The organism is Bradyrhizobium sp. USDA 4538 (genome assembly GCF_024171045.1).
GTDB lineage: Bacteria > Pseudomonadota > Alphaproteobacteria > Rhizobiales > Xanthobacteraceae > Bradyrhizobium > Bradyrhizobium australafricanum.
Genome location: NZ_JALJZE010000001.1, coordinates 686,259 through 703,551, shown reverse-complemented (window position 1 = coordinate 703,551; position 17,293 = coordinate 686,259). Strand labels below are relative to the sequence as shown.

Sequence of the window (17,293 nt, the reverse complement as noted above, 5' to 3'; positions counted from 1 at the left end):
GAAACGTCGATGGCAACGGCAAAGCTCAAGGTCAAGGACAGCGGTTATCACGCCGAGCTCGATGCGGCCGAGCGCGCCTCGCGCGACGAGATCATGGCGCTGCAGACCAGGCGGCTGGCCTGGTCGCTCAAGCATGCCTATGACAATGTCGCGCATTACAGGAAGGCGTTCGATGCCGCCGGCGTGCATCCGTCCGATTTCAGGCAGCTTCCCGATCTCGCCAAATTTCCGTTCACGGTGAAGACCGATCTGCGCGACAATTATCCCTTCAACATGTTCGCGGTGCCGCGCGAGCAGCTGGTGCGGGTCCATGCCTCCTCGGGCACGACCGGCAAGCCGATCGTGGTCGGCTACACCAAAGCCGACATCGACACCTGGGCGGACGTGATGGCGCGATCGATCCGCGCCGCCGGCGGCCGCACCGGCATGCTGATGCACAACGCCTATGGCTACGGCCTGTTCACCGGCGGCCTCGGCGCGCATTACGGCGCCGAGCGGCTGGGTTGCACGGTGATCCCGATCTCGGGCGGCATGACCGAGCGGCAGGTGCAGCTCATCAATGATTTCCGGCCCGACATCATCACGGTGACGCCGAGCTACATGCTGGCGATCCTCGACGAGTTCAAGCGGCAGGGCCTCGACCCGCGCAAATCGTCGCTCAAGTTCGGCATCTTCGGCGCCGAGCCCTGGACCAATGCGATGCGCGTCGAGATCGAGCAGGCGTTCGATATGGACGCCACCGACATCTATGGCCTGTCCGAGGTGATCGGTCCCGGCGTCGCGCAGGAATGCGTGGAGACCAAGGACGGCCTGCATATCTGGGAGGACCACTTCTACCCCGAGGTGATCGATCCCATGACTGGCAAGGTGCTGCCCGACGGCGAGAAGGGCGAGCTGGTGTTCACCTCGCTGACCAAGGAGGCCTTCCCGATCATCCGCTACCGCACCCGCGATCTGACGCGGCTGTTGCCCGGCACGGCGCGGCCCGGCATGCGGCGGATGGAGAAGGTGACCGGCCGCTCCGACGACATGATCATCCTGCGCGGTGTCAATGTGTTCCCGACCCAGATCGAGGAAGCGCTGCTGGCGACCGACTGGTGCGGCGGTCACTTTGTCATCGAGCTGACCCGTGAGGGCCGTATGGACGAGATGACGGTGCTCGCCGAAGCCCGGCCCGAGAGCTGGGACGGCGAGGGGCTGACTGCACACGCCGAGAAGGTCTCCGCCTTCATCAAGAACACGATCGGCATCTCCACCCGCGTCCGCGTCGTTGCGCCCGAGACGCTGGAGCGTTCGCTCGGCAAGGCGAAACGTGTTTACGACAAGCGGCCGAAAGAATAGCCTAATCCCTGCAATTCAACAGGGCGCAGGGTATGGCCGACACCAATGAAACGACCGCTGCGGAGATCCTGGCTGATATCCGCGCCGGCAAGGTAACGGCGGTCAGTGTCGTCGAGGCCGCGCTCGATCGTGCGGAGCGGCTCAAGCACCTCAACGCCTTCATCGTGCTGAACCGCGACGGCGCGCTTGCTGCGGCGCGCGAGGTCGATGCCGGGACGCGGACCGGCGTGCTGGCCGGGCTTCCGATCGTCGTGAAGGATAATATCAACACATCAGATCTGCCGACATCGGGCGGCACGCCGGCGCTGCAACACGCGCGGCCTGCGCGCAATGCGCCGTCGCTGCAAAAGCTGCTCGATGCGGGTGCCGTCGTCATCGGCAAGACCAATCTGCACGAGCTTGCCTTCGGCATCACCAGTACCAATCTCGCACCGTTCGCAGGACCGGTGCGGAATCCGTACGACACGAGCCGGATCCCGGGCGGGTCGTCCGGCGGAACGTCGGCGGCGATCGCCGCGCGCATCGCCACCTGTGGCCTCGGATCGGACACTGGCGGCTCGACCCGCGTGCCCGCGGCGTTGACCGGGACCGTGGGCCTTCGGCCTTCAGTCGGCGATGGCGGCGCCGAGCGGCGTTATCACGATGACAACCAGGTGGTTCCGATCAGCCATACCCGCGACACCGTCGGCCCGATGGGACGCACCGTCGCCGATGTCGCGCTGCTCGATGCCGTGATGACAGGCACGCCGCTGGCAACGAGCATCCCGCTACGCGGCGTGCGTCTCGGCATTCCCGCCTGTTTCTGGAGTGGCCTCGATCGCGATGTCGAAGCCGTCGCCCGCGCAGCCTGTGCCCGGCTCTCGGCGGCCGGCGCGGTGTTGGTCGATGTCGATATGCCCGATCTGTTTGAGCAGAACGGCAAGGTGTCCTTCGTGGTCGCGCTGCACGAACCGATCGCCGATATCCCGGCCTGGCTTGCCGCTTCAGGGATCGAGGGGATCACGCTGTCCGACATCGCGGCCGGCGTCGCCAGTCCTGATGTCGTCGGCGCATTCGGTGCCATCACGGCGGATGCGTTCGGCGCCGCCTATGATGATGCAATCAACGTGCAGCGGCCGGCGCTGCAGGCGATCTATGCCGCGTATCTCAGGGACAACAGGCTGGATGCGATCCTGTTTCCGACCACGGTCGCGCCTGCACCGGTCATCGACGAGAAGAATGGATCCGGCGAGATGTCGGTCAATGGCGGCGCGCCGGTGCCGACCTTCGGCACCATGATCCGCAACACCGATCCCGGCAGCAATGCCGGCCTTCCCGGGCTGTCGCTCTATGCCGGCATGACGTCCGATGGCCTGCCGGTTGGGCTCGAGCTCGACGGTCCGGTCGGAAGCGATGCCAGGCTGCTCGGGCTCGGCCTGTCGATCGAGGCGACCCTGGGCACGGCCCCGCCGCCGAAGCTCCGACACCGCCGGCCGCAACAAGCCCCTTGAATTGATCGGTCAGTCGATTAGTCATGACCGGAGGCCACTTGGCCGCCACCATCCGCGCGCTTCAACGGCGCGCTTCATGACCAGGACTGGAACGCTGATGCCGCCGGCTCCGCAAGCAAATCGTCATCCTGTCGACTCGCGCTGCGTCCGCCTGCTGACAAAGGCGGAGAACGCTGCGGCGGTGGCGCCGGTGGTCGAGACCCATGTGTTGTCGCGCGGGGCGGACGATCTGCTCATCGAGGTGAAGGCCGCCGCGGTCAATCCGTCCGACGTCAAGGCCGCGACCGGGCTGATGCCCTATGCCGTATTCCCGCGTACCTCGGGTCGCGACTACGCCGGTGTCGTAATCGATGGTCCCGCTGAATTCATCGGGCGCGACGTGTTCGGCTCGTCCGGAGACCTCGGCATCCGCCGCGACGGCACCCATGCCACGCGTCTGGTGGTCGAGCGCGATGCCGTGGTGGAGAAACCCGCCGGCATTTCCTGGGACGAAGCCGCCGGGATCGGCGTGCCCTTCGTCACCGCGATGGAGGGCCTGCGCCGCGCCGGCCTGCCGAAGACGGGCGAGAGCGTGCTGGTGATGGGCGTCAACGGCAAGGTCGGGCAGGCCGCGGTGCAGATCGCGAGCTGGCATGGCGCGCGCGTGATCGGCGTGGTGCGCAAGAGCGAGCCTTATGAAGGCCACAGCAATTCGCCGGTCGAGGTGATCGACGCCTCGACCACCGACGTCGCCGCTCGCGTGCGCGAGCTGACCGGCGGCAGGGGCGCCGACATCGTCTACAACACGGTCGGCGATCCCTATTTCCAGGCCGCGCACAAGTCGCTGGCGTTGCGCGGCCGCCAGATCCTGATCGCGGCGGTCGACCGCATCGTGCAGTTCAACATCCTCGAATTCTACCGCGGCCAGCACACCTATGTCGGCATCGACACGCTTGCGCTGTCGTCGGTTGCGACCGGCGAGGTGTTGCGCGAGCTCGCGCCGGGCTTTGCCGGCGGACATCTGAAGCCATTCCCGATCAAGCCGAGCGCGATCTATCCGCTGGAACAGGCCAAGGCGGCGTTTGTTGCCGTGGCAGGATCGTCGCGCGACCGCGTGATCCTGCGACCCTAGTTCACCGTCATTGCGAGGAGCGAAGCGACGAAGCAATCCATTCTCTCCAGCGTGATAGTATGGATTGCTTCGCGTCGCTCGCAATGACGAACGTAATTGAAGGACTATTATGGACCCCGCCACGATCGTCATCCTCGCCGCCCTGATCATCGGCCTGATCTATGGCTCGGTCGGGCTGCTCAGCGGCTTCTGCATGATGAGCGGCCTGCGCGGCTGGTGGGCGGAGGGCGACGGCCGCCTGGCGCGCACCTATGCGCTGGCGATGGGCGTCGCGATCGCAGCCTCGCAGCTGTTGGCGGCGGCAGGCCTTGTCGATCTCGGCAAGTCGATCTATCTGCAGCCGTCCTTCTCGGCGCCGGTGATGTTCCTCGGCGGGCTGCTGTTCGGCTACGGCATGGTGCTGTCGAACGGCTGCGGCTCCCGAGCGCTGGTGCTGCTCGGGCGCGGCAATCTGCGCTCCTTCGTGGTCGTGATCGTGCTCGGCATCTTCGCCGAGATGACGCTGAAGGGCCTGATCGCACCGCTGCGGATCGCGATGGTACAGGCGTCGCAGGCCACGGTGTCAGCCAATTCGGTGCCGGCGCTGCTGGCAGGGATCGGCCTCGGCACGGTGCCGGCGCGGATGGTCGCGGCCTCAGTGCTCGCAGCCGTCCTGATCATCTTCGCCTTTGCCCATGCGCCGTTCCGAAAATCGCCCGGCCAGATCGCGGCCGGCCTGATCGTCGGCCTGCTGGTGGCGGGCGGTTGGTACGCGACAGGCTATCTCGGCGCCGATGATTTCAATCCGGTGCCGGTGACCTCGCTGACCTTCATCGCACCGATCGCCGACGCCCTGCAATACGTCATGCTGTCGACCGGCTCGACGCTCAATTTCGGCATCGTCACCGTGTTCGGCGTGTTCGCCGGCAGCCTGATCACGGCCATCGCCACCGGGCGCTTCCAGCTCGAAGGCTACCGGTCGCCGCAGCATATGCTGCGCTCGGCGAGCGGCGCCGCGTTGATGGGCGCGGGCGGCGTGATGGCGTTCGGCTGCTCGGTCGGGCAGGGGCTGACTGGGCTGTCGACGCTCTCGCTGTCGTCCCTCATCGCGATCGCCGGCATCATGCTCGGCACCGGCGCCGGCCTGCGCGGGAGCTTGCGGGTCAGGCCGCTTGCGACGGCCTAGGCGTGTACTCATAACCGTCGGCTTCCCGTCATAAAGCGGAAGTTGCCCGGTTCGGTAGTTATCGGCGGCTTATGACCCATCTGCGACATTACCCCTCCGGTACTCCTGCCAATCGCATGCCCTCATAAATGCGCTCACGTTTGGCGAGATAAGCTGGATTATCGGTCGACGGGCTGGCGCGGAAGCGGCGGATGCTGAAATTAGGTTGAAGCGCGAGCCCTGCTTGCGCGGCGGCCCGCGCGTCATCGAGTGCTCCAAGCAGTGCTAGGGCAGCGGCGAGCCCAAGATGCGCAAACGGATAATTTCGGTTGGCGTCGATGCTCCTGCGGAGCCAACAGACGGCTTCCTTGTCGGCACTAAGTTGCAACTTAGCGAAGCCGACATACTGCATCCACATGAAGGCATGAATGTCGCGGGGAGACAGGCGGAGTGCCTCTAGGACATGCGCCTCAGTCTCCCCGCCGCGACCGAGGAAAATCTTGGCTTGACCGATTAACCCGTGCGCATGGGCCAGATTTCGGTCCAGCCCCAAAGCGTGTTGTAGTTCATCAATGCCCTCGGACACGCGGTTCGTGAAAATTTTTGCTGTTCCCAAATGTAAGTGAGCCAAGGGGTGGCTCGGCGCGAGGGTCAGGACATGCATAACGGCCACTTCTGCCACGGTAAGGTACTTCATCCGATTGTCGGTCATGTAGCCGGCACCAACAGTGCCATCAACATGCGCTAAGCCCAGACGCGCTTCGATATTGCCGGGATCAAGCGTCAGGGCGCGCTCGAAAAAGTGGCGCGCCTGCAAGATATATTCGGAAGTCAAGCCCATATTGAGCTTAGCTCTGCCCTGGAAGTACAACTCCATTGAATTGGGATGCGCCGAACGTTGTGCTCTCATGGCCTCGGCTGCGACGAGCTGCGCGTCCAAGGAGTTAGCTAGCCTAGATATGATCTCGTCTTGCATATCGAACAGATCGGCGACGGGTTTGTCAAAGCGGTCCGCCCATAAATGCGTGCCGGTTTCAGCGTCTATCAGCTGCACGTTGACGCGAAGTCGGCTTTCGTGGCGCTGTACGGAGCCTTCTAGCACATACCGGATGTTCAACTCGCGACCGATTTGCTTGAGGTCAGCCGCTTTGCCCTTGTAGGTGAATGCGGTGTGTCGCCCGATCACCAAGGAGCCGCTGATCCGCGACAAATCCGTAGTGAGGCTTTCCGTCACACCATCGACGAAGTAGTCTTGGTCCGGGTCGTCGCTGAGGTTAGCAAATGGCAACACAACAATGGAAAGACGAGGCGGTGATGCCGGCCTTTGCACCGCGCCGTCGTTCTGCACCGCCGAACTGACCGACGCAGTTGAGAGCTTCCGCCCTTCGTGCACTGCGCCAACGAAGCGGAAGCCTTTGCGCGGCAATGTTTTGATTAGGCGCTGCTTATCACCGTCGTCACCGATCGCGGCCCGAGCGGCATTCAGGCGGGTTGTCAGCGCGGCATCAGAGACGATGCGTCCATTCCAAACGGCGCTGATGAGATCGTCCTTGCTAACGACGCGCTCTCTGTGCCGGATCAAATATTGGAGTAGATCGAAGACCTGTGGCGCGATGGGAACAGGGATCGTCCCGCGATGTAGCTCGCGACGGTCAGTATCGAATGCGTACTCCTCGAAGAAATAGCGCATCTCAGGATCCCTTAGGCGGCCCTCTATTTTCAGGCTTTAACGCTGTTCGGGGGCAAAGAATAAGCCGGAGGTAAGGAAAATGTAAGCCGGATGTCAGGCGCGGTGGCTCACCGTACGGCATGTTCATCCTGTGAAAAAGCAGACAGGACGTACCGCAATGAGCACGGTCCACGAGATCACCAAGTTTCAGCATCCAGCAACTACTAACCAGCCGGTCTATAGTCCGCTCGAAGCCTACTGGCAGGCATTTCAGATGTGGCGCAAACGCCGGAGGCTGCAGACGGAATTATGCCGCCTGACGGACCGCGAGCTAATGGATATTGGCACGACGCGAAGCGAGATTGACTACGTCGTGTCGAACAGAGATATCGACCCGAGAGGCATACTAGCCGAATGGGTCCAATACCTGCCAACAGCAGACGGCCAAATCCACCCACATTGGGACAAGCACCTCTCAGAAACACGCGTCAAACCTCGCTAGTGCAATGCGCGGAAACGATCGCGGTCTGCTACAAGCCGTTATGGCTGCTTCTGGCCCAAGGCCGACATGCAGCGCGTCGGTTTCGACGTCAGCTTCCGAGACCGAAGCGGACGTGACGAATCTATGAGCACAGGCCCTAATTACGCACGTAATGGCGCATCCGCGAGCGAGCTCAGCGCGATCCCACCGACGATCAGGGCCGCGGCAATCGCCAGCGAGAGATCGATCGGCTCGCCGAGCAAGAGGGCTGCGGTCACGATACCGACGATCGGCGTCGCCGTGGTGCCGAGCGAGGTGGTCAGTGCCGGCAGGCTCTTGTTGACCATGGACATCGCCCAATAGGCCAACGCCGTACCGATGAAGCCGGAATAGAGGAACAGCAGCAGCAGGTGTGGCGACCATTTCACCTCGGGCATGCCTTCGGTGACGAGCGCCGACATCGTCAGCACCAGCGTCGCGACCAGCACCTGCCACAGCAGCAATTGCAGCGGCGTCGCGATCCAGCGGTGCGAGCGGATATAGATGATGTTCGCGGCCCAGCAGATCGCGGCGATGATGATCATGCCGGCGCCGGCGAGGACATGCAGATTGCTCCAGTCCAGCGACGCCGGGTTGAGGATCACGCCGAGCCCGGCGAGTCCCAGCGCGACGCCGACAAGCTTGAGCGTCCCGAGCCGTTCGGTGCGCGCGGCGGCCGCGGCAAGCGCGACCCAGAGCGGCGTGGTGTAGCCGAGCACGACGCCCTTGCTGGCCGGGAGATAGCGCAGGCCGGCGGCGACCAGCGTCGAGAAAAACGTCATGTGCAGCAGCGCCACGCTGAGCACGACCGGGACATCGGCGATCCGCGGAATGATCAAATTGCCGCTGGCGCGCAGGATCACCAGCAGCGCGATCAGGGCGACCCAGCTGCGGATCGATGCGGTCCACAGCGGCGGCACCGCCTCGACCAGCGATTTCGTGACCGACCAGTTGATGCCCCAGGCCAGCACCACGACGATGAACAGGGCGGCGGCCTTGGCGGGGGAGAGTGACTGGTTCACGGCAGGATCCTTGCAGGCAATACCGCTTGTGAATAGGATCATGCTGGCTCTCTCGAAAGAGCCAAATTTGGTAGAATAGTGGAGCCAGATTGATCCTCGCCGAATTGCTCGCGCTGAAGCGATCGGACGATGCCGGGCTGGCCGCGCAGTTGACCCAGCAGCTGCGCGCGCTGATGGCGAGCGGCCGGATCAGGAGCGGCGCCATGCTGCCATCGAGCCGCAGCCTTGCGGCAGAGCTCGACGTGGCGCGCAACACCGTGACGCATGCCTATGAGCAGCTCGTCGCCGAGGGGTATCTGCGGGTCGCGGCGCGGCGGCGGCCGGTTGTGACCGACGATATCGAGGCGCGCTTCGCCAAGGCTCTGCCTGCGCCACGCCGTGATGCCGCCCGCAAACCGTTGCTGTCGCCCTGGGCCTTGCAGCTCTCCGATACGGATTGGCCGCTGTCCTACCAGGCCGATTTCCGGCCGCTGCGGCCCGGGCTTGCGGATGCGCGCGAGTTTCCACACGAGATCTGGGCGCGCTGCCTGCGCCGCAGCGCGTTGCGCCGCCGCTTCAACGACCAGACCGTGGTCAACCGGCCGAGCCTGCGCGAAGCCTTGCGCGATTATCTCGAAGTCAGCCGCGGCGTGCGCGCCGAGGCCGATCAGATCCTGGTGCTGCCGACGGCGCAGGCTGCGCTGACGCTGATCGCCGCGACCACCATCGTCGCCGGCGATGCGGTGTGGACCGAGGATCCCGGCTATCCCGGTGCGGCGGCGGCGTTTCGTGCCGCCGGTGCAAACGTCGTCGGTGTCAGGCTCGATCAATGGGGCATGATGCGGACGCGCGCGGCGCGCGCGCCGAAGCTCATCTTCGCGACGCCGTCACATCAGCACCCCACAGGGCGCGTGATGCCGGTCGCGCGCCGCACCGAGCTGTTGGCTTCTGCCGAGCCCGGCAAGACCTGGATCGTCGAGGACGATTACGACGGCGAGTTTCACTATGACAGCCGCCCGATGCCGGCGCTGCAGGGGCTCGATCGCGAGGGACGCGTGCTCTATCTCGGCACCTTCGCCAAGGCGATGACCGCCGATATCCGCATCGGCTATCTGGTGGTGCCGCCATCACTGGCGCGGACGATGGAGATCGCGCAGCGCCATCTCGGGCTGATCGCCTCCGTGCATGTCCAGGAGGCGCTGGCCGGTTTCATGGCCGACGGGCATTTCCCGGCGCATGTCAGGCGGATGCGGCGGATCTATCGCGCGCGCCGCGACCACCTCGCGGCGGCGCTGGCGCGGCAGCTCGGCGAGGTGCTCACCGCCGAGGTGCCGCCGGGCGGCATGCAGCTGATTGCCCGCTTCAAGGATGGCACCGCGGACCGGAACGCCGTGGCACGGCTGGTGGCCGCCGGCGTCGAGGTGCGCGCACTGTCGAGCCTCGCGCTGGAGCGGCCGCGCGACCACGGCCTGTTGCTCGGCTTCGCCGCCTGGCGCGAGAACGAGATCGGCGCCGCGGTGCGGATCATGGCGAACTGCCTGACCGGCAAGAGCGCGGCGCGTGGAGAGAGGGGCGTTCGCGCGATTTCGGAATAATGGAAGAATATCCCTGAGTTGCCCGACGTGTCAAGTTGCCGTCTCGACCGTGTCAGTAGCTCGTGATCTGTCGCCTGTTTGTAGCTCGTGAAGTGTCGTGTTTTCGGTGCTCCGGAACAAGGGGGGCACGATGGGCACGGCATCCATTCACGAGGGTGTACGACGGATGCGGTTTTCAGATTTGCTGGATCGGACGGAGGCGAAGGAACTGACGCAGGAGGCAGCTTCGGAGGTTCTTGGGATCAGTGTTCGGACGTTTCAACGCTGGGCGGAGCGCTATGAGGCGGAGGGCGACGACGGGCTTGTCGACCGCCGGCTGGGGCGTCGTTCGCCACGGCGGGCGCCGGAGGAGGAGCTGGAACGGATGCTTGCGCTGTACCGGGACAAGTACGCGGACTTCACGGTGAAGCACTTCCACGAGCAGATGCAAAAGCGGCACGACTATGTGCTGGGCTATACGGTGACGAAGCTGGCGCTGCACGCGGCAGGGCTGGTGCGGAAGGCTCCGAAGCGTTCGGCGCACCGCAAGAAGCGGCCGCGGCGGCCGCTTCGGGGCATGCTGCTGCACCAGGACGGATCGCGCCACGTTTGGATCGAAGGCCTGCCCGCGAGGGACCTGATCGTCACGATGGACGATGCGACGAGCGAGATCTACTCGATGGTGCTGGTCGAGGAAGAAGGAACGGCCTCGACCTTCCAGGCCTTGCGCGAAGTGATTGGCGAGCATGGCCTGTTCTGCGCGCTCTACACCGACCGCGGCAGCCATTATTTCCTGACCCCAAAAGCTGGCGAGAAGATCTCGAAGACGCAACAAACCCAGGTGGGACGGGCTTTGTCGCATCTTGGGATCGAGCATATCGCAGCCTATTCGCCGCAGGCGCGCGGGCGCTCCGAGCGGGTATTCGGCACCTTGCAGGATCGGCTGCCGAAGGAGCTGCGGCTTGCCGGGATCACGACGGTTGAGGCTGCCAACGCGTGGCTGAAGGCGCATTACATCCCCGGGCACAACGCCGCGTTTGCGATCAAGCCCGAACAGGAAGGCTCGGCATTCGTAGCCGACCGGCATGAGGCCTGGCGCGAGGCGCTGTGCGTGATCGAGGAGCGAACCGTCGCCAACGACAATACCGTTGCATGGAACGGTCGGCGGCTGCAGTTGCCGGAGAGCCGGCTAAGACCTCACTTCGTCAAGGCCTTGGTGCGGCTACATGAGTATCCCGATGGCACCGTCAGCGTGTTCCTTGGACCGCATCGATTGGCGAGGTTTGCGCCTGACGGACAGCAGATCAGCCCCGACGCGCTTCAGCCTGGCGGTGTGCTCGGAGCCGTCAAGGACAAGCCCTGGCGGGCGCGCAAGCGCGCGTCCTTGACCGCTCCTGCGCGCGCCGCCGTCGAGAAAGCGCGGGTCGGGACGGAGAAACGGGCTTCAAGTCGAACAAAGAAACTCACCCACAGGGCTAAAACCGCCACAACAGCCGTGGCATGATCAATCAGGGAAAGCCGTCCCCGCCTTCCGGCTCCCCTGCAAATCAGAAACGAAGGCGACAGATCACGAGCTACAAAAACACGACATCTTCACCCGCTACGGACAGTTGCCATTCGAGCGCCGGCGGCCGCCGGCTCCTTTGCATGGGGTTGTTTTCGATATTTTTCAGCACGCCCCTGCGACGGCTCCCGTGCGGGAGAGGGACGCCGCCCAGATGCTGCTACGGCACGGCCCGTCTCGCTGTGTCGCAGGCTTACTCCGCGGCCTTGGTGACGATCCGTACCTCCGACGTCAGCGTCTTGTGCACCGGGCACTTGTCGGCGATCTCCATCAGCCGCTTGCGCTGGTCGGCGTCGAGGTCGCCCTCGATCCTGATGACGCGGTCGATCTGGTCGAGCATGCCTTCGCGCGTCTCGCACTCCTCGCAATCCTTCGCGTAGATCTTGCTGTGCGTCAGCGTTACGGTGACGCGATCGAGCGGCAGCGATTTGCGGTCGGCATACATCCGCATCGTCATCGAGGTGCAGGCGCCTAGCCCGGCCAGCACGAAGTCGTACGGCCCGGGGCCGGAATCCTGACCGCCGACGGCGATCGGCTCGTCGGCCAGCATGCGATGCGGGCCTGCCGTGATGATCTGCTGAAACTTGCCGGCGCGGGTCTCCTGCACCACGACGTTGCGCGGCGCAGTGCCGGTATCTGCCGCCGGCTGCGGCGCGATATCGATGTAGCGTTCGGCCCAGGCGCCGATCACGTCGGCGACATAGGCGGCATCCTGTTTGCCGCTCAAGAGATGGTCGGCCTCGGCCAGCGAGACGAAGCTCTTGGGGTGCCTGGCGGCGCTGAAGATATGCGTGGCGTTGTCGATGCCGACGGTGTCGTCGGTCGGCGAATGCATGATCAGCAGCGCCTTGTGCAGCTGCTTCACCTGCGCCATCAACTTCTGCTCGGCGACGTCGTCGAGGAATTCGCGCTTGATGCGGAACGGGCGGCCCGCGAGCGAGACTTTGCCTTCGCCCTGGGTGCGGATGTCCTCGATCCGGTCCCTGAAGAAATGCGTGACATGGACGGGATCTGACGGCGCGGCGATGGTCGCGACCGCCTTGGCCTCGGGGATTTGACCCGCGGCGGCGAGGATCGCGGCGCCGCCGAGGCTGTGGCCGATCAGGATCGCGGGTGCTGTGCGCATCACGCGCAGATGGTCGGCGGCGCGGACCAGATCGGCGACGTTCGACGAGAAGGTCGAGTTGGCGAACTCGCCCTCGCTGGAGCCGAGGCCGGTGAAGTCGAAGCGCAGCGTGGCGATGCCCTTGGCCGCGAGCGCGACCGCGATGCGCTTTGCGGCCAGCACGTCCTTGCCGCAGGTGAAGCAGTGCGCGAACAGCGCATAGGCCTTGATCGGCCCGTCGGGCGTGTCAAGCGCGGCGGCAAGCTGATGGCCGCCAACACCGGTGAATTGAAAGCGTTCGTGCGGCACGGGCAGGCTCCATCATTCTGTTGGTGTGTCAGTCGCCAGAATAGCGCTGTTCGGCCCAGGGATCACCGCGATTGTGATAGCCACGGACCTCCCAGAAGCCGGGCGCGTCCTCGGTGAGGAATTCGATGCGCTGCAGCCACTTCGCGCTCTTCCAGAAATAGAGGTGGGGCACCACGAGCCGCACCGGGCCGCCATGCTCCTGCTCCAGCGGCTTGCCCGACCAGCTATGGGCGAGCAGCGCGTCCTCGGCGGCAAAGTCTTCGAGCGGCAGGTTGGTCGTATAGCCGTCATAGGAATGCAGCGCGACGAAGCGCGCGTCCTCGCGCGGCTGGCAGGCGGCGAGCAGGTCGCTTGTGGCGAGCCCTTCCCACTGGTTGTCGTAGCGCGACCAGGTCGTGACGCAGTGAATGTCGGAGACGAATTGCGTTTGCGGCTGCGCCATGAACTGCTGCCAGGTCCAGTAGATGGTCTGCTCGACCGCGCCGTAGACGTCGAGCCGCCAGCGCTCCTGGGAGATGTTCGGCATCAGCCCGAGATCGAGCACCGGCCAATCCGCCGTCAGATGCTGGCCCGGCGGCAGGCGCTGCTCCTCCGGCCGGGTGACCTTGCCGGTGAGGAATTTGCCTTCGCGTGCCCAGCGCTGCTTGCTGCGCGTCAGCTTGCTCTCGGGCGGTTCGTTATCGTCGGTCATCGCGTCAGGCCATCATTCGTGGCGGTGCATCGCGGAGTCGCGCTTGGTATCGCGCATCGTCGAGTAGATCAGCAGCGACAGGAAGATCATGCCGCTGAGATAGTAGTAGAACCAGTCCTCATGCCCGATGCTCTTGAAGTAGAGCGCGACCGCCGGCGCGGTGCCGCCGAAGATCGACACCGTGATGGCGTAGGGCAGGCCGACGCCGAGCGCGCGGACATTGGTCGGAAACAGCTCGGCCTTCACGATCGCGTTGATCGAGGTGTAGCCGGCGACGAAGATCCATGCGCCGCAGATCAGAAGGAAGGCCATGAACGGCGACTTGGTGTCCTTCAGCGCGGTCAGGATCGGGATGGTGCCGAGCGTGCCGGCGATGCCGAAGAAGATCAATAGCGGCTTGCGGCCGATCTTGTCGGAGAGCCCGCCATAGATCGGTTGCAGGATGGTCGCGAAGATCAGCGAGCCGAAGATCACGAAGGTGGTCTGGTCCTCGGTGAGGCCGACCGACAGCTTCACGAAGGTCTGCATGTAGGTGGTGAAGGTATAGAACGCCGCGGTGCCGCCGGCGGTGAGGCCGACCACCAGCAGCAATTCGCGCGGATAGTTCAACAGGCCGACGATCGAGCCGGTCGGCTTGGAAACCTTCTTGGCCTCCTCGAAGGCCTCGGTCTCATGCAGGCTGCGGCGCATCACCGCCGCGACGATCGCGAGCATGGCGCCGATCACGAACGGAATCCGCCAGCCCCAGGCCTTCAGCTCGTCCGGCGTCAAAAACACCTTTTGCAGCAACAGCAGCACGATGATCGCGGTGAGCTGACCGCCGATCAGCGTGACGTACTGGAAGCTGGAGTAGAAGCCGCGGTGCTTGGGATCGGCGACCTCGCTGAGATAGGTGGCGCTGGCGCCATATTCGCCGCCGAGGCTCAGGCCCTCGATCACGCGGGCCAGCGCCAGGATCGCCGGGGCCGCGATGCCGATCGAGGCATAGGTCGGCGTCACCGCGATGATCAGCGAGCCGAAGCACATGCAGACCACCGAGAGCGTTAATGACAGCCGCCGGCCATAGCGGTCGGCGATGAAGCCGAACAGCCAGCCGCCGAGCGGACGCATCAGGAAGGTCGCGGCAAACAGCACGGCCGCATTGAGCTGCTGCACCACCGGGTCGCTGTGCGGGAAGAATGCCGGCGCGAAATACAGCGCAAACGCCGTGTAGGCGTAGAAATCGTACCACTCGACGAGATTGCCGACCGAGCCGATGAAGATCGCCTTCACCCGCCGCTCGACGTCGTGGATGTCGAGATGATCGCTCGCGGGCTGAGCGGTTTGTTCGGACATGGCATTGCTCCCGGACTCGTCGGTTCGATTCCGGGGCAAGCTACCTCATTGGGTGACGTGATGTAACCGCTGTCCGGTTCCTCAGGCGTTGTTGCCGAACAGAACGGGCAGTTGACGCGGGCCGCGCACCGTGCCTTCCGACCAGGTGACCTTGCCGGCCGGATCGAGCCGGAAATCAGGGATTCGCTTCAGCCATTCCTCGATCGCGACCTGCATCTCCATCCGCGCAAGGTTGGAACCGACGCAGCGGTGGATGCCGAGGCCGAAGGCGGCGTGGCGGTTCTCCTTGCGGTCGATCACCACCTTGTCCGCATCGGGGAACATGGCGGGATCGCGATTGGCGGCGGGGAAGGACAGCAGCACCATGTTGCCCGCCTTTACCGGGCAGCCGGAGATCGTGGTCTCCTTCATCACCTCGCGCGCCATCGTCACCGGCGAATATGCGCGCAGGAATTCCTCGATCGCGGTCGGGATCAGCGCCGGCTCCGCGATCAGGCGCTCGCGATCGGTCGGCGTTTTGGCGAGGTGCCAGAGCGAGGAGCCGATCGCGCTCCAGGTGGTGTCGATGCCGGCGATCAGAAGCAGCCGCAGCGAGCCGAGCACATGCTCGTCGGTGAGCGGCTGGCCGCCGGGGCCCTTGGCCCGCAGCAGCTGCGAGATCAGATCGTCGCCCGGCTCAAGCTTGCGCTGCTCGAGATGGGCCACGAAGTAGCCGGTCATCTCGCGCACGCCGTTCATCAGTTCGTCTTCGTTCTTGATGCCGAGCTCGAGGATCTGGTGGATCCATTTGATGAAGAGATCGCCGTCCTTCTCGGGAATCCCCAGCATGTGGGCGATGGCGCGCACCGGGATGTGCTTGGTGTAGCGCGCGGCGGCGTCGCAATGGCCATCGGCGATGAATTCGTCGATCAGCTCGTTGCAGATCGCGCGCACCCGCGGCTCCAGCCGCTTCATCGCGTCCGGCGTGAACGGCGGCAGCAGCACCTGCTTGGCGGGCTTGTGCTCCGGCGGATCGGAGGTGATCGGCGGCGCGCGAGCGGTGATCTCGGGACGGATGTCGCGCACGATGACGCGGCGCGAGGAGAAGTGCTCGGTGTCGTAGGCGATCTCCTTCACCGCCTGATAGGTGGTCGGCATGTAGCAGCCGAGGAAGCGCTCGGTATGCACGACGGGCGAAGCCGCGCGCAGCGTCTCCCAGATCGGGAACGGGTCGTCGGTCCAGACCGGATCGGTGTGGTCGAAATCATGGACCCAGTCGGAGACCGGGGGATGTTCGGGCAGATAGCTTGCGGACGGGGAATCGGACATCAGCTCGTTTCCTTCTCGTTCGATCAAAACGCTGGTCGGCTCAACGGGCGGCGCGCGGCCGTCCCCGGCTGGCCGTCATTCCTCGGTGACTTCGATCGCGATTTCCGGGCAATTGGTCTGCGCGAGCCAGGCCTTGTCCTCGAGCCCGGCCGGGACCGTCCCGTCGCCGACCTCATGGGCGTTGCCGTATTCGTCGAGCTCGAACAGTTCGGGGGCGAGTGATTTGCAGCGGGCGTGACCCTGGCACTTGTCCTGGTCGACGCGGATTCTGAGCTTGGACATGCAAGCACCTCCCTCGGCTCTGGCGCATTGTGGGTTGCGCCGGGTTTCCTCATTCCGGTTTATGCAAGCCTTGTTTAGGCAAGTTCTTGTTTAGGCAAGCTCTTGGCTTGCTTGGGCGGCCGGCCCTCTTAACCGGATCGCCAAGTTATAGTATATTACATTATCGTCGCGCTTGCGCGTCAAGCGAAAATTCAGCGATCATTGCCGCAATGGGACAAATCGTTCGTAAGCCGTTCAAAACCTACCACCATGGCGACCTCCGCGAAGCCCTGATCCAGGCCGCGTTACGCGAGGTCGAGCTCGGTGGTCCCGAGGCGATCAGCATCAAGGCGCTGGCCAAGCAGCTCGGCGTCTCGCAGCCGGCGCCGTACCGGCATTTCGCCGACCGCGAGGCGCTGCTGGAGGCGGTGACCGCGGAAGCATTCCGGCAGTTCAACGTGATCATGCGCGAGGCGATCGAGCAGTCGAGCAAGGGCTCGAAGCTGTCGCGCTTTGCCCAGGCCGCGCTCGCCTTCGGGCTCGAGCGCCACGGCATCTACCGGCTGATGTTCGCGTCGCGCACCATGGCCTGCGCGCCGAAGGGCAGCGAGCTGCACACCGCGGCGATGGAAACGCTGGCACTGCTGATCGAGTCGTTCGAGGCGCCCGCGGTCGGGCTGCTGCGCGAGCGGCAGGCGCTGAAGATCTGGGCCGGGCTGCACGGCATCGTGATGCTCGCCGAGCAGGGACTGCTGACCGGCGAGTCCGCGCAGATCAGCCGCGAGGAGTTGCTGGACGAAATCGTCGAGCAGACCAAGGCGGCACTCGTGGCGCTGCAGGCGACGGAGGATAAGGCGTAGGGCAGATCGT

The 17,293-nt window shown here is 64.7% G+C and carries 15 protein-coding genes; 8 read left to right on the top strand and 7 right to left on the bottom strand.

Annotated elements, in window-relative coordinates; all coding sequences use genetic code 11:
* The first annotated feature begins 9 nt into the window (after window positions 1-9).
* The 4 genes from paaK to J2R78_RS03020 all read left to right on the top strand — a co-directional run bounded on the left by paaK (window position 10) and on the right by J2R78_RS03020 (window position 5,107).
* On the top strand, window positions 10-1,341 hold the full coding sequence (gene paaK, locus J2R78_RS03035; RefSeq protein ID WP_253609648.1) for a phenylacetate--CoA ligase PaaK: 1,332 nt from the start codon (window positions 10-12) through the stop codon (window positions 1,339-1,341).
* A 32-nt stretch (window positions 1,342-1,373) separates the two neighbouring features.
* Window positions 1,374-2,831 (top strand): indoleacetamide hydrolase, encoded by a 1,458-nt coding sequence (gene iaaH / locus J2R78_RS03030; protein ID WP_253609647.1) that lies wholly within the window; start codon window positions 1,374-1,376, stop codon window positions 2,829-2,831.
* A gap of 76 nt (window positions 2,832-2,907) precedes the next feature.
* On the top strand, window positions 2,908-3,942 hold the full coding sequence (locus J2R78_RS03025; protein WP_375166972.1) for a zinc-binding alcohol dehydrogenase family protein: 1,035 nt from the start codon (window positions 2,908-2,910) through the stop codon (window positions 3,940-3,942).
* Window positions 3,943-4,051: 109 nt separating this feature from the next.
* Window positions 4,052-5,107: a YeeE/YedE family protein gene (locus J2R78_RS03020; RefSeq protein ID WP_253609646.1), complete on the top strand. Its 1,056-nt coding sequence runs from the start codon at window positions 4,052-4,054 to the stop codon at window positions 5,105-5,107.
* 88 nt (window positions 5,108-5,195) lie between these two features.
* Here J2R78_RS03020 and J2R78_RS03015 read toward each other — a convergent pair whose 3' ends face one another.
* Window positions 5,196-6,776, bottom strand: a complete 1,581-nt coding sequence (locus tag J2R78_RS03015) for a winged helix-turn-helix domain-containing protein (RefSeq protein WP_253609645.1) — start codon at window positions 6,774-6,776, stop codon at window positions 5,196-5,198.
* Window positions 6,777-6,933: 157 nt separating this feature from the next.
* On the opposite strand from J2R78_RS03015, the gene J2R78_RS44650 reads away from it, so the two are divergent.
* Window positions 6,934-7,257, top strand: a complete 324-nt coding sequence (locus J2R78_RS44650) for a DUF1127 domain-containing protein (protein WP_256558770.1) — start codon at window positions 6,934-6,936, stop codon at window positions 7,255-7,257.
* A gap of 140 nt (window positions 7,258-7,397) precedes the next feature.
* On the opposite strand, the gene J2R78_RS03010 is transcribed toward J2R78_RS44650, so the two are convergent.
* Window positions 7,398-8,339 (bottom strand): DMT family transporter, encoded by a 942-nt coding sequence (locus tag J2R78_RS03010; protein ID WP_253609644.1) that lies wholly within the window; start codon window positions 8,337-8,339, stop codon window positions 7,398-7,400.
* A gap of 47 nt (window positions 8,340-8,386) precedes the next feature.
* On the opposite strand from J2R78_RS03010, the gene J2R78_RS03005 reads away from it, so the two are divergent.
* Together J2R78_RS03005 and J2R78_RS03000 are read left to right on the top strand one after the other, a co-directional pair.
* Entirely contained in the window at window positions 8,387-9,871 is a 1,485-nt protein-coding gene (locus tag J2R78_RS03005) for a PLP-dependent aminotransferase family protein (RefSeq protein ID WP_253609643.1), read from the top strand.
* 166 nt (window positions 9,872-10,037) lie between these two features.
* A complete protein-coding gene (locus J2R78_RS03000) occupies window positions 10,038-11,354 on the top strand; it encodes an ISNCY family transposase (protein WP_253606732.1) in 1,317 nt (438 codons plus the stop codon).
* Window positions 11,355-11,607: 253 nt separating this feature from the next.
* On the opposite strand, the gene J2R78_RS02995 is transcribed toward J2R78_RS03000, so the two are convergent.
* The 5 genes from J2R78_RS02995 to J2R78_RS02975 form a co-directional block, all read right to left on the bottom strand.
* Window positions 11,608-12,828 carry an alpha/beta fold hydrolase gene (locus tag J2R78_RS02995; protein ID WP_253609642.1) on the bottom strand — a complete coding sequence of 407 codons (1,221 nt, stop codon included), beginning with the start codon at window positions 12,826-12,828 and terminating at the stop codon, window positions 11,608-11,610.
* A 28-nt stretch (window positions 12,829-12,856) separates the two neighbouring features.
* Window positions 12,857-13,519 (bottom strand): sulfite oxidase-like oxidoreductase, encoded by a 663-nt coding sequence (locus J2R78_RS02990; RefSeq protein WP_253609641.1) that lies wholly within the window; start codon window positions 13,517-13,519, stop codon window positions 12,857-12,859.
* A gap of 12 nt (window positions 13,520-13,531) precedes the next feature.
* On the bottom strand, window positions 13,532-14,854 hold the full coding sequence (locus J2R78_RS02985; protein WP_253609640.1) for an MFS transporter: 1,323 nt from the start codon (window positions 14,852-14,854) through the stop codon (window positions 13,532-13,534).
* A gap of 81 nt (window positions 14,855-14,935) precedes the next feature.
* Window positions 14,936-16,162 (bottom strand): cytochrome P450, encoded by a 1,227-nt coding sequence (locus tag J2R78_RS02980; protein ID WP_253609639.1) that lies wholly within the window; start codon window positions 16,160-16,162, stop codon window positions 14,936-14,938.
* 75 nt (window positions 16,163-16,237) lie between these two features.
* A complete protein-coding gene (locus tag J2R78_RS02975; protein WP_016842874.1) occupies window positions 16,238-16,444 on the bottom strand; it encodes a ferredoxin in 207 nt (68 codons plus the stop codon).
* A 209-nt stretch (window positions 16,445-16,653) separates the two neighbouring features.
* Between J2R78_RS02975 and J2R78_RS02970 the strand changes: the two genes are divergently transcribed.
* Window positions 16,654-17,283 (top strand): TetR/AcrR family transcriptional regulator, encoded by a 630-nt coding sequence (locus J2R78_RS02970; RefSeq protein WP_253609638.1) that lies wholly within the window; start codon window positions 16,654-16,656, stop codon window positions 17,281-17,283.
* Window positions 17,284-17,293: the final 10 nt, after the last annotated feature.